At 68.6% G+C, this 12,063-nt stretch carries 15 protein-coding genes; 12 read left to right on the top strand and 3 right to left on the bottom strand.

Annotated elements, in window-relative coordinates:
• The first annotated feature begins 76 nt into the window (after positions 1 to 76).
• A complete protein-coding gene (locus AC0IW9_RS28105) occupies positions 77 to 211 on the top strand; it encodes a transposase (protein WP_471651610.1) in 135 nt (44 codons plus the stop codon).
• 344 nt (positions 212 to 555) lie between these two features.
• Here AC0IW9_RS28105 and AC0IW9_RS28100 read toward each other — a convergent pair whose 3' ends face one another.
• Genes AC0IW9_RS28100 through AC0IW9_RS28090 form a run of 3 tightly spaced genes read right to left on the bottom strand, consistent with a single transcriptional unit; the run spans position 556 to position 2,741 of the window.
• Positions 556 to 978, bottom strand: a complete 423-nt coding sequence (locus tag AC0IW9_RS28100; RefSeq protein WP_471651609.1) for a TadE family protein — start codon at positions 976 to 978, stop codon at positions 556 to 558.
• A gap of 16 nt (positions 979 to 994) precedes the next feature.
• Positions 995 to 1,396, bottom strand: coding sequence for a TadE/TadG family type IV pilus assembly protein (locus tag AC0IW9_RS28095; RefSeq protein ID WP_471651608.1), 402 nt, complete (start codon positions 1,394 to 1,396; stop codon positions 995 to 997).
• Positions 1,397 to 1,400: 4 nt separating this feature from the next.
• A complete protein-coding gene (locus AC0IW9_RS28090) occupies positions 1,401 to 2,741 on the bottom strand; it encodes a pilus assembly protein TadG-related protein (RefSeq protein WP_471651607.1) in 1,341 nt (446 codons plus the stop codon).
• 320 nt (positions 2,742 to 3,061) lie between these two features.
• On the opposite strand from AC0IW9_RS28090, the gene AC0IW9_RS28085 reads away from it, so the two are divergent.
• The 11 genes from AC0IW9_RS28085 (at position 3,062) to AC0IW9_RS28035 (ending at position 12,044) form a co-directional block, all read left to right on the top strand.
• Positions 3,062 to 3,259 carry a hypothetical protein gene (locus AC0IW9_RS28085; protein WP_471651606.1) on the top strand — a complete coding sequence of 66 codons (198 nt, stop codon included), beginning with the start codon at positions 3,062 to 3,064 and terminating at the stop codon, positions 3,257 to 3,259.
• A gap of 11 nt (positions 3,260 to 3,270) precedes the next feature.
• On the top strand, positions 3,271 to 3,471 hold the full coding sequence (locus AC0IW9_RS28080; protein WP_471651605.1) for a hypothetical protein: 201 nt from the start codon (positions 3,271 to 3,273) through the stop codon (positions 3,469 to 3,471).
• A gap of 107 nt (positions 3,472 to 3,578) precedes the next feature.
• Positions 3,579 to 4,085 carry an A24 family peptidase gene (locus AC0IW9_RS28075; protein ID WP_471651604.1) on the top strand — a complete coding sequence of 169 codons (507 nt, stop codon included), beginning with the start codon at positions 3,579 to 3,581 and terminating at the stop codon, positions 4,083 to 4,085.
• 3 nt (positions 4,086 to 4,088) lie between these two features.
• Positions 4,089 to 4,964, top strand: a complete 876-nt coding sequence (gene cpaB, locus AC0IW9_RS28070; protein WP_471651603.1) for a Flp pilus assembly protein CpaB — start codon at positions 4,089 to 4,091, stop codon at positions 4,962 to 4,964.
• Complete coding sequence (locus AC0IW9_RS28065; protein ID WP_471651602.1) at positions 4,961 to 6,481, top strand: type II and III secretion system protein family protein; 1,521 nt, start codon at positions 4,961 to 4,963, stop codon at positions 6,479 to 6,481. The genes cpaB and AC0IW9_RS28065 overlap by 4 nt, the downstream gene beginning before the upstream one ends.
• A 5-nt stretch (positions 6,482 to 6,486) precedes the next feature.
• Positions 6,487 to 6,780, top strand: coding sequence for a hypothetical protein (locus AC0IW9_RS28060; RefSeq protein WP_471651601.1), 294 nt, complete (start codon positions 6,487 to 6,489; stop codon positions 6,778 to 6,780).
• Positions 6,770 to 8,011: an AAA family ATPase gene (locus AC0IW9_RS28055; RefSeq protein ID WP_471651600.1), complete on the top strand. Its 1,242-nt coding sequence runs from the start codon at positions 6,770 to 6,772 to the stop codon at positions 8,009 to 8,011. The genes AC0IW9_RS28060 and AC0IW9_RS28055 overlap by 11 nt, the downstream gene beginning before the upstream one ends.
• The gene (locus AC0IW9_RS28050; protein WP_471651599.1) at positions 8,008 to 9,372 is read left to right on the top strand and encodes a CpaF family protein; all 1,365 of its coding nucleotides are present in this window, start codon (positions 8,008 to 8,010) and stop codon (positions 9,370 to 9,372) included. The genes AC0IW9_RS28055 and AC0IW9_RS28050 overlap by 4 nt, the downstream gene beginning before the upstream one ends.
• Positions 9,365 to 10,330 carry a type II secretion system F family protein gene (locus AC0IW9_RS28045; RefSeq protein WP_471651598.1) on the top strand — a complete coding sequence of 322 codons (966 nt, stop codon included), beginning with the start codon at positions 9,365 to 9,367 and terminating at the stop codon, positions 10,328 to 10,330. The genes AC0IW9_RS28050 and AC0IW9_RS28045 overlap by 8 nt, the downstream gene beginning before the upstream one ends.
• Complete coding sequence (locus AC0IW9_RS28040; protein ID WP_471651597.1) at positions 10,330 to 11,289, top strand: type II secretion system F family protein; 960 nt, start codon at positions 10,330 to 10,332, stop codon at positions 11,287 to 11,289. The genes AC0IW9_RS28045 and AC0IW9_RS28040 overlap by 1 nt, the downstream gene beginning before the upstream one ends.
• On the top strand, positions 11,286 to 12,044 hold the full coding sequence (locus AC0IW9_RS28035; protein ID WP_471651596.1) for a tetratricopeptide repeat protein: 759 nt from the start codon (positions 11,286 to 11,288) through the stop codon (positions 12,042 to 12,044). The genes AC0IW9_RS28040 and AC0IW9_RS28035 overlap by 4 nt, the downstream gene beginning before the upstream one ends.
• Positions 12,045 to 12,063: the final 19 nt, after the last annotated feature.

The raw sequence follows: 12,063 nt of genomic DNA, 5'->3' as shown, positions 1-12,063 counted from the left end.
TGCCGAGGGGCAACTGAATCACCATCGTGCAGCCCGTGGGATCACAAGCGATTCAGTCAGGCTGGAAACCGCTCTAGTGGTGGAGCGTACTTTTGCCTGGCTATCGCGGTCACGCAGGCTCGCACGCGACTACGAATGCCTGCCTGTAACAGGAGAACCCATAATCCACGCAGCGATGTCGCGCATCATGCTCCGTCGCATCGTTACCTAATCAGTTTTTCCAAACGGTCGGTCAGTCGAAAGAATGCGTTGTTCGCCAGTGACGATGACGGCGGCGCCAGATTGGCAGCCATGGCGTCCCTGATCGAAACCTGCAAGCTGAACGGCGTCAATCCGCAGCTCACTTCACCGACTTGCGGGCCCACCTAGTCAACCGTTGGCCCAACCAAATCGATGAACTGGTGCTTTGGCACTGGGCGCCCGCGAAAATCTCCTAATCATCATGCGCCAGCAATAACTGCCTCAAAGTCGCGCTTACCCTCACCCCGGGACTACATACCCAATCGTAACGTCGGTGGCGACCGAGGCACAAGCGCTTCGGGTCGTCTGGTAGTGTCAGTGAAAGGCCGCTTGTGCCACCTCCTGCAGGGAGGGACCCACCCCGCTGAAGACGGGAATGATGATGGCAAAGGGTAGTGATACCGTAACGGTCACCGTCGTCACCGAACCAAGGGTTACACAACCGCTCATCGTCACTGTCGTCACCGCACTGCCGAGGACGACGGCGCGGCCATGATATGCTGATAGCGGCCCGTTCAGGCCGGCGCAGGGCGCGCGCGCCGCATTGAGGTTGGCGGCGCCCTGCAACGCCACGGCGCGGGCGGCATCGGCCGCTGTCGTGCGCAGAGCGTGCAGCGAAATCATGAACCGTCCTAGTTCGACACTGCCGAAAAGCAGAGTCATGAGAAGGGTCCCGACCAAAGCAAATTCCAGGCTTGCTGTGCCTCGTGTACTCAGCCCACGGCGCGGTCGAAGCATGTGGCAAAATTTCGTCCTAACGCAGGCGTACGACCGCATTACCCACTCCCTTGGAGACGGCGCTCAGCAACAGGGGCGTGACGCTGCGTTGCACGGCGATCGAGACAGTGCGCGCCGCGGTACTGGCGCATGAGGCAGAGCAGCTCGCCATCGCCACCCCGGCACAGCCGCAGCTCACGGTGACCTCGGCAGCAAGAAGGTCCGGTGAAGCGCTAAGCATGAAATTCTTGATGGCCGTCTCGTCGGAAGAATTGGCGATCGCGTATTCGGCGCCGGCTCGTGCCACTCGTTCGAGCCGCAGGCCAAGCTGAATGGCATTACCCAGGTCGTAGGTACCGAGAACCAGTAGGATCAGCACCGGCGCCATGATGGCGAATTCGGCGGCGGAGACGCCGCGCCGGCCGAGAGGCTGCATCATGGCGCTACTCCACCAGGCGGACGATGCTGAGCGTCGCATAGGGCGTGTAGCCTTTGCAGCCCGTGACATCGACCTGCGTATCAGCCGTGCCCGAGAAGGACAGGCTGTAGCCGATGACCGAGAAGCAGGTGGATCCCATGTCGCTGTGGCCGTTGGCCACTACGTCCGAGGTCGGAAAGTACAAGCCGCCGGACAGGTACATCTGCGCGCCTCCGTTGAGGTGGACCTCGTTGGCGGATCCGTTGTTGGTCGCGCGGGCATCCCGGTAGAGCAGCAACCCGGCCGCCTCGGGATGGCCGGGGATGAGGGAACCGTTGGGCCCGGTAAGGCTGCCCTTGGCCTGTGCATTAACCGAGATGGTGCCGATGCGGTCCGGGTCGCCGGTGAAGACCAGCGTGACGCCGCTGCCGCTGAAGCTACCCTGCACGTCGAGGCTGGCGTTGTTGAAATAATAGACGCCGGGATTGAGGTTAAGCGCCTGTTGCGGCCCGATGGTGAGCGAGGTGCAGATCGCGCTGCCGGGTGAGAGCGTGACCGGGCCCTTCTTCAGGTCGATCGCCGGGTTCAAGCAGGTGGGCGGGGCCGGCGTCCAGGTCTGCAGGCCGGCAAAGGGATCGGTGATGGGATTGGGGCGATTGGCATTGACCTGCGGGCGGGTCGCCCGCGTGTCGTCGGTCCAGACATCGCCGCCGGCGCAGCCGCTGCAGCTTCCCGTCGTTACCAGGCCAGTCGTCCGCACCCGCGCGCTGCCGACGACGCCGATGCCGTTCGGTGCCGCCGCATTGGAGCCAAGGAAGCAGCGGTTCGCATCCGTGGTGCTGTTGCCGCCGAGCACGAGGCCGCCGCCGAGCGCGAGCGCGCAAACATTCTCCTCGATGTTCGAGCTCGCCACGGCACGCGCCCGCACCACCGGCGGCGTGCCGAGAAAGAGCCTGGCGAGGCCGATGGATTGCTGCCGAGCGACGACGACCTCGACGGCGGTGGAGTCACCGGTATGGGTTCCGCCCGCGGGTGGGCCCACCGTTACCTCCCCGGCGGCGGAAAAGCCGTTCAGCGCGGCGGTATTGCGTGCGACCGCAACATAATCGGCGCCGCTCGCGCGGGCGGTGGCGCCGGCCATCGCGGCGAGGTCGGCGGCGGTAACGGCATGCCGCAACGAGAGGTACCAGCCCCCCGCCTCGACAGCGAGGCCGGCGAAGCCCAGCAGCATGGTGGCGGCCACAGCGAGCAGGACCGAGGTGGCACCACGCGCATCGAGCAGCGCCGGCCGGGTGTTTGGCCGGCGGGGCCGCCACGGCCCGCGCCGGTCGGAAAGCGACCGCGCGATCACAATCGGTGCAGGCATTTAGTCCCCGGAAGACGGCAACCTTTGGAAGCAAGAATCAGATTAGGAAGCTACCCAGAGTAGAGCAAGCGTAATGAGAGGACATTATACAACCAACAAACCTGTCTGTACCTTTCGCATAAGCTATTGAAAAAAAGCGAGTATATGCTCCTGATATGCGTTGACTCACGACAGAATATAACTTTAGGTTGTATTCCCTGGGTCGGTATTGCCGAATCCTTAATGGTCAGTGCTACCGGGGTGAACACACTTAAATGCCTAAGCCGCGGCTTATTGTCTTGGCTGGGACCATGGCTTTTAACAACGAAAGGGACTCCGCGATGTCATCTTTGCTGCGTCGGCTCACCGGCATCGTCACGAATCGCAAGGGCGTGTCGGCCGCGGAATACGCGATCCTTGCCGTCGGCATCGTCGTCGTCGTCGGTGGCGCTGCCAGCGCCTTCAAGGCGCCGCTGGCCAGTGCCTTCACCAGTATCGGCACCAAAATCACGGCCACGCAGTCCACCTCGGGCAACTAGGAATCAGGGCCATGCTTCGTTACGTCCTGCGTCGCGTCGCGGCCACCGTCACGGACCGCAAGGGCGTGTCGGCCGCGGAATACGCGATCCTTGCCGTCGGCATCGTCGTCGTCGTCGGTGGTGCGGCCAGCGCCTTCAAGCAGCCTCTGGCGGATGCCTTCACCGGTATCGGCACCAAGGTCACAACCACCCAGTCCAGCGCAGGCAACTAAGACGCCGTCGGCGTGACGTTTTCATCGGCCCGGCCCGCCGCCCTACACCCGGCGGGCCGGGACCCGCGGCTTTCCCCTTCATGCCTGGACGTGCAGCAGGTGCGCCGGTGATCTCCTGGCCTTTCTTCCTTGCCGCAACCGCCCTGCTCAGCGCCGCCGCTTGGCGCGACGTTGCCACGCGCACGATCCCCGACCCGGTCTGCGGCCTGCTAGCGGCAGCCGGCTTCGCCAGCCGCTGCATCCTAGGCGGATCGGAAGCGGTCCTGTCGCTCGCCGTGGCGCTCATCCTTTTCGTCGTTCTCCTCGCGGTCGCGCTGCGCGGCCTGATGGGCGGGGGCGACGTGAAGCTCGCCGTCGCCATGGCTGTCGGCCTGCCGCCGGCGCTGGCCTGGGATTTCGTCTTTGCCACGGCCATGGTCGGCGGCTTGCTCGGCCTCGGCTATCTCGCCGGGCCCTGGCTGGTGGCGCGGCCGCAGCAGACCGGCCAGGCGATGCTACTGCGCCGCATCGCCAGGGTCGAAGCCTGGCGCGTCCGCCGTCGCGGCCCCGTCCCCTATGGCGTCGCCATCGCGGGGGGCGGCATCTTGGTGATGCTCGCCGCCCCGGGGGGCTGAGCCATGCTGCTCCGCCTGCTTATCATCCTGTCGCTGATGTTCAGCGCGGTGGGGCTCGGCGCCATCGGCTTCCAATTGCTGACGCCGGCCTCGGCGCCTCGCGTCGCCGCCCCGCCGCCGCCGCTTCCGCCGCCGCTCGCCGCGCGCATCCTGGTCGCCAACCGCCCGTTGCCGGCCGGGACGCTGCTGAAGGACGAAGATTTCCGCATCAGCGAAATGCCGGCGGCGCAGGTGCCGCAGGGCGCGCTCGCGCCGAGCGACGAGACGCGTGCCGAACTGCGCGGCGCGCTGCTCCGCCGCTACGTCGAACCCGGGGAGGCGGTCGGGCGGGCGGATGTGCTGCGCGCGCGGGACCGCGGCTTCCTCGCCGCCGTGCTGCGCCCGGCGATGCGGGCGATCTCGGTCGGCGTCGATGTGGTGACCGGTACCGCCGGCCTGATCTGGCCGGGTGACCAAGTGGACCTCATCCTGACGCAGGAATTGCCGGCTGGGGATGTGCCGCTGGCCCGCCGGGTCGTCGGCGAAACCCTGTTGGCTGATGTCCGCGTCATCGCCGTCGACCAGCAATTTACTCAGGGCGCGACGGCGGCCGATGCCGTGCCGAACCGCATCGCCCGTACCATCACGCTCGAGGTCACGCCCGAGCAGGCGGAGCGCGTGGCAGTCGGCAGCCGGCTGGGCCGGATCTCCCTGACGGTGCGCGCAATGCCCGAGGCGAAGACCGGGGCGGAAGCCAGGGTCGGGGCCGAGGCGGCCGGGCCATCGGGCGTGGTCTTCGGCGGCGACGTCTCCTCCGCCCTCGGGCGTTCTGCCCTGTCCGAGGGCGTCCGGATGCGCGTCATCCAAGGGGAAGGCAGCCAGGAGGTGACGTTCCGATGAACCGCCATACCACGATGCTGCTCGCCACGATGCTGCTAACCTGGCCGCTGGCCGCGGCGGCCCAGGACCGCCCGCCGGGCTGGCCCCCGCGCGCCATGGGGCTGCCGGCGCAGCCTCCCGCCGCGGCGCCGCGCCCGGCCGTGCCTGTCGCGGTGGTGCTCGAAGCAGGCAGCGGGAGGCTCCTGCAACTGCCGGGCCCCGCGGGCACGGTCATGGCGGCGGACCCGCGCATCGCCCGGGTGCAGCCGGCCTCGCCCACCAGTCTTTTCCTTATGGCGGTGGCGGCGGGGCGAACCACGGTCGTCGCCACCGGTGAGGACGGCACGGCGATCGCCGAATACGACATCCTGGTGCAGCCCGGCCGAGGCAGCCTCGCGCCCCAGGCGGCGGGTGGCGAAACGACCGCGCCGACGGCAGCGGCGCCGCTCAGCGCGGGTGCGGTGCAGGCGGCGATCCGCCGGCTGGTGCGCGGTGGGGAGGGCATCGTGGTGACGGCCCTCGGCCAGAAGGGGCTGGTGCTGTCGGGCACCGTCCCGGCGGCGGCCGATGCGCAGCGGGCCGAGGGCATCGCCCGCGCCTATGCCGGCGATGCGAGGGAGGTGCTCAACTCCCTCACGCTGCTGTCCTCGATCCAGGTGAACGTCCGCGTCCGCGTCGCCGAGATTTCGCGCCAAGTGACGCGGGAACTCGGCTTCAATTGGCAATCCCTCGCCAGCGATGCCTCGCATTGGCTGATCGGCCTGCGCACCGGCGGCGCGGGCGCGGTGGTCGGTGCCCTGACAGCGGTGGGGACTACGCCGCCCAACCGCCTCGGCCTCGGCTATCGTTCGTCGCGCTTCGACATCAACGCTGTCATCGACGCACTGGCGCAGGACAATCTGATCACCGTGCTGGCGGAGCCAAACCTTACTGCCCAATCAGGCGAGGTGGCGAGTTTCCTGGCGGGTGGCGAATTTCCGGTACCGGTGGCGGCGAGCGGCAACAGCAACGCTATCACGATCGAGTTCAAACAGTTCGGCGTCAGCCTGGCCTTCGTGCCCACGGTGCTGGGGCCCGACCGGCTCAACCTCCGCGTACGGCCAGAGGTGAGCGAGCTGACCAGCAACGGCTCCGTCACCGTTCCGCTGTCGAGCGGCACGGTGACCATTCCTGCGCTGAATGTCCGCCGGGCGGAAACCACAGTCGAACTGGGCAGCGGTCAGAGCTTCGCCATCGCCGGCCTGTTGCAGCGGAACACGACGCTGACCGATGCCGGGATCAACGGCCTGACCGACGTCCCAGTGCTCGGCGCACTGTTCCGCTCCAATCGGTTCCAGCGGAATGAGACCGAATTGGTTATCATCGTCACGCCCTACCTGGTGCGTCCGGTCTCCGACCCGCAGGGACTTGCCGCGCCGACCGATGGCTACCGGCCGGCGACCGATCTCGACCGCATCCTGTTCCGCCGGCAGGTCGCGCGCGGCACGGCGCCGCCGCGCGCGCGCCCGGCGCTGGATGCGGGCTTCCTCCTGGAGTGACGGTGATGCGATCCCTCCCTGCCTGTGGCCTGCTAATCCTGCTCGCCGGCTGCGCCGATGATTTCGCCCGCCCCGGCACTTGGCAGCCCAGCCGGGTGAACGATGCCAACCTGCGCGCCATGCTGGTCAACCCCGCCGATGCCGCGCGTGGCATTGCGGCGGTGGACGAACGTGCGCAGCCCGGAAGCCGGGCCGTGGAGACCTTGGAACAGGGCCGGCGCCCGGCGCTGCCGGACCTTCGGCTGAGCCGCGTCGGCGCTTCCACGGGCGGATCGGCAGGGGGCGGCAATGCCCGTTGAGCCCCGCCTGCTGCGGGAGGCACCCGATAGCCTGCGCGGCGCGATCACCGGCGACCGGCCCGGCTTCGTCGCATTCGTCGATGACGAGGCGAGCGAGGCGGCGCTGCGCGGCGGCCTGGCGGAGGTCGCCGCCGGGCTGCAACTGCGGCGCGGCGGCGTCCGCGCCGCCGCCCGGGCGCTGGAGAAGGAACCGACGCCGCGGGTGCTGCTGGTCGATGTCTCAGGGGTGGCGGATCCGGTCGCGGCCCTCGAGGAGCTGGCCACGGTCTGCATGCCCGACGTGCGCGTGCTCGTCATCGGCGAGACGGCCGATATCGGGCTCTACCGGCAGCTCACGCGGGAACTCGGCGTGGCCGAGTACATCCATAAGCCGCTGACGCGAGGTGCGGTCGCGCAGCTTCTGGCACCATATGCGCTCAACCAGGCGGAAGGGACGAATGCGGCCAGCCGCGGCGGGGGCGTGGTCGCCGTCTGCGGCGTCAGGGGCGGCAGCGGGGCGACGACCGTTGCCGTCAACCTGGCCCTGCAGCTTGCGGAGGTCACCCACGGCCATGTCGCCCTGCTCGACCTGCATCTGCGCGGCGGGGCCGCGGCTGCCATGCTCGGAGCCACGCCCGGCGCCGGGCTGCGGATCGCGCTCGAGGAACCGGACCGGGTGGATGCGCTGTTCCTCGACCGCGCGGCCATCCCGATTGGCGACCGGCTGCGGCTCATCGCCGCGGAGGAGTCGCTCGATTCCCTGCCGCAGCCCGCCGAGGACGGGATGCGGCGGCTGATGGCGCTGCTCCGCAAGCGTTTCAACCATGTCGTCATCGACCTGCCGATGCCGCCCAGCCCGGCCGACCGCATCGCCCTGGCGGAAGCCAAGCTGCGCGTGGTGGTGTTGGGGCCGGATGTCGTCGGTATCCGCGATGCGCTGGCGGCGCGCAAATTCCTCTCCGCCGGCGGTGCGTCCCGGGTGATGACGGTGCTGAACCGCGCCGGCATGCCGGGCACGCTGAAGACACGGCTGGTTGAGGAAGGTTTGGGCGGAGCGCCCGATATCACCATCCCGGACCTGCCCCGGGTGCTGCCGCGCGCGGCCAATCTGGGTCGTCCCGCCCTCAAGGAAAGCGCGGCGCTGCGGCGTGCCCTGGCCCCCTTGACGCAGGAGATCGCGGCGGTGCGCGGCGCGGCGGCGAAACCGCGCGGCCTGCTCGCCTGGCTGCTGGGGCGGGAGCCGGCGCGGTGAAGACCTTCGGCCGCCGGCTCGAGCCGACCGAGCCCATGCTGTCCACCGTCGCGCCGCCCGGCGCACCCGGCCCGCCGCTTGCCACGGGCCTGGCGCCAGACGAGCGAACCAGACGGCTGGCGCGGCTGCGCGTGCTGGTGATGGAACGCGTCGACCCGGTCGTTGCCGCCGAACTGCCGCCGCCGGCGCTTCGGGCCCAGCTGGAGACGCTGGTCCACGAGATCGCCGACCGCGAGCGGATCGAGATTTCCGCCCGCGAGCAGTCGCGGGTCGCGGAGGAACTGGCTGACGACATGGTCGGCTACGGCCCGCTCGAGCCGCTGCTGCAGGATGAGACGATCAGCGACATCATGGTGAATGGCCCCGACCATGTTTTTGTCGAGCGGCGAGGCAAGGTGGAGCGGGCCAATATCCACTTCCGCAACGGTGCCCAGGTCGCGGCGATTGCCCAGAAGATGGCGGCGACGGTTGGCCGCCGGGTCGATGAATCAAGCCCCTTGGTCGATTGCCGCCTGCTGGATGGCAGCCGGGTCAACGCTGTATTCGCGCCGATCGCCCTCGATGGCTGCAGCATCTCCATCCGCAAATTCTCGAAAAAACGCATCGATTTCGCGCGGATGATCGAGTTCGGCAGCATGTCGCCACGAGTGGCGCGGGTGCTCGAGATCGCGGCGCGCTGCCGGCTCAACTTCGTCGTCTCCGGCGGCACCGGCTCTGGCAAGACGACGCTGATGAATGCGATGAGCCGGATGATCGACAACCAGGAACGTATCGTCACGATCGAGGATGCGGCCGAGCTTCAGTTGCAGCAGCCGCATGTGGTGCGGCTGGAGACACGTCCCTCCAATCTCGAGGGCAAGGGCGAGATCACGGCCCGTGACCTGATCAAGAACGCGCTGCGGATGCGACCGGACCGGATCATCGTCGGCGAGGTTCGCGGCTCCGAAGCCTTCGACATGCTGCAGGCGATGAATACCGGCCATGACGGCTCCTTTTGCACCATCCATGCCAACAACACGCGCGATGCGCTGACCCGCATCGAGAACATGGTGCAGATGGGGCTCTCCAACCTGCCGCTGCGCGCCATCCGCACCCAGATCTCGAGCGCGGTGGACCTCATCATCCAGATCGGCCGCATGCGGGACGGCGGGCGCCGGCTGCTGGCCATCTCCGAGGTCTGCGGGCTGGAGGGTGAAGTGATCACGATGAACGACATTTTCATCTTCGAGTATCTCGGCGACGATCCTGCCGGGCGGATCCGCGGCCGTTGGGTCACGCCCGGCATCCGCCCCGGCTTCTTCGACCGGCTTGCCTATTTCGGCCTCGGCGAAGCTTGGCTGGAGGCGTTGCAGGATGACTGACATCAACCCTGCCGCCCTGCTGCTCGTGGCCGGCATCCTGGTGCTCGGGCTGCTGTTCGGCGTCGCCGCTCTGGTACGGGGCGGCGCCGGACGGCAGTTGCGCGCGCGGGTGCGCGGCCTTTCGGGGCAGGGGGGGGCGGGTCCGGCCGTCACGTTGCCCAGCATCCGCATCACCGGCTCCCGGCAGGCACCATTGGTGGGTGCCGCACTGCGCCTGCTGCGCTTCAATCCGGACATCCCGCAGGAGAGGATCATCCCCTGGCCGCTGCTGGCGCTGGCCGGCCTGGCCGCCCTGCTGTTCGTCACCACGCGCCTCTGGGACGCGGCCGGCCTGCCGCTGGCGCTCGCCGCCGGGCTGCTGGCCGGGGTCCAGGTGGCGCGCATGGCCTTCGGCTGGCAACACGCCCGCTATTGCGACGCGGTGTTCCGGCAGATGCCGGACGCCCTCGGGCTGATGGTGCGCGGCATCCGTGCCGGGCTGCCGGTGGCCGAGGCGCTGCGCAGCGTCGCCCGCGAGATGCCCGCGCCGACCCGCGAGGAATATGCCCGCGTGGTGGGCGAGATGGCGATCGGCCGGCCGGTCGAGGCAGCGCTGCTGAAGCTGCACGAGCGGACCGGCCTGACGGAATATGCCTTCCTTTCGGTCACCCTTGGCCTGCAGGCCCAGACCGGCGGCAGCCTTGCCGAAACCCTCGAAAACCTGGCCGACATGGTGCGCAAGCGCGTCGCCATGGCGAACCGTGCCAAGGCCTTGGCCGCCGAGGCGCGAATGCAGGCCGGGCTGCTGGTCGTGCTGCCCTTCATCGCCGCCCTCGCCATGTCCTTCATCCAACCCTTCTACATCGAGACCTTCACCCAGAATCCGACAGGCCGGACGATGGCGGTCATCGGCCTGGTCATGATGCTGTTCGGACTGCTGACCATACGCTGGCTGATCCGCCGCGCGGGGATGGACTGATGGACATCCTGGAAGGTTTCGAGTCCTGGCTGGCGGCCGGCGCGGCACTCGGTGCGGTCGGGCTGGCCATTTTCGCCGCCGCCCTGCTGGCAATCAGCGCCGAGGACCGGGACCTCGCCAAACGGCTGCGCGCTGTGGCGCGGCCGGCGGAACGCCAGGCGCTGCAACGGGTGGGCCCCGGCCTCAGCGCCCGTCTGCTGCGGCCCCTGCTCGACCTTGGTGAACGGCTGCGGCGCAGCGCGGTCTTTTCCGAGCGTGACCTGGCGTCTTTTCAGAAGGCGCTGGCGGCGGCCGGGATCGACCCACGCATCGGCGTCTCGGCCTTTATCGGCACCAAGGCGCTGCTACTGGTCCTGCTGCCACTGGCCGGCTGGGGTTGGGCCTGGCTGCAGCAGGCGGACGACATGGGCTGGGCCATGGCGGTGGCGGGCGGCCTCGCGCTCGCGGTGCTCCTGCCGAACTGGATCATCAACGCCCTGCGCCGCCCCTACCAAAACCGGCTACGCAAGGGGCTGCCTGATGCGCTCGATTTGTTGGTGGTGGCCGCCGAAGCCGGGCTCGGGCTGGAGACGGCGGTGGACCGGGTAGCGAGGGAGATGGAGGGCTCGAACCGGGCCATCGCACTCGAATTGAACATCTTGGTGCAGGAACTGCGCATGCTGCCCGACCGCCGCACTGCCCTTGAGCGTATGGGTGAGCGGACCGACATCGAGGGGTTCAAGCGCTTGGCAGCCACGCTGTCCCAGACCCTGCGCTACGGCACGCCGCTGGCTCAGGCGATCCGTGTGCTGGCCAGTGAACTGCGGCAGGAACGCATGCTGCGCATCGAAGAAAAAGCGATCCGGCTGCCGGCAATGCTCGTCGGGCCACTTATCCTGTTCATCTTGCCGGCACTGTTCATCGCGTTAATCGGCCCCTCGGTGTTGGAAATCGGCCGGACTATGGGGGGTACACAATGACCGCGCTTCGCACGCCCATCCTCGCGCTTCTGGCGCTGGTCCCGCTGGCCGGTTGCACCAGCGGCTCCCCGGTCGGCTTGCGGGAGCCCGACCGCGAGTCACGCCTGCGCGTCGCTGCCGTGGCCGAGGCTTCGGGCCAGACTGACATCGCGCTGTCCATCTACGCCGCTGCGGCTGCGGCTGAGCCGAGCAGGGCCGAAGCCCAGGCCCGCTTCGCTGCGGCCCTGCTACGAATCGGTGACGCGTCGCGGGCGGATGAAGTGCTGAGCGGCGCGCTCGGCCGCCACCCTGACGATCCGGCTCTGCTAAACCAACTCGGGCGCCTGCGGCTGCGAACCGACGCGGCGGAGGCGGCGCTCGGCCTATTCGACCGGCTGCTGGTGTCGGCGCCACGCAATGCGGCGGGGCTCGACGGCCGGGGCGTCGCACTGGATCTGCTCAGCCGCCATGCCGAGGCGCAACAGAGCTATCGGGCGGCGTTAGCGGTGGCCCCCAGCAGCATCACCGCCAGCAACAACCTAGCGATGTCCCTGATGCTGACTGGGCGACCGGCAGAGGCAAGGGAGCTGCTGCAGGCTCTAGCGCGGCGTCCCGGGGCGCCGCCGCGGGTGGCGGTAAACCTTGCCATCGCCCGGGCCGCAGCGGGTGAGCAGGACGGTACGGCCGCTTTGGCCGAGCGGATGGGTGGCGGCGGAGTAGAACTTGAGGGCATGCTTACTGCGCTGGCAGCCGGCCCTGGGCCAGGAAGCCTTTGAATGCCGTCTCCGTTCGTAG

The organism is Belnapia sp. AC561 (assembly GCF_979252845.1).
Note: the sequence above shows the minus strand (reverse complement) of the source record. Positions and strands in the feature narration are given on the sequence as shown.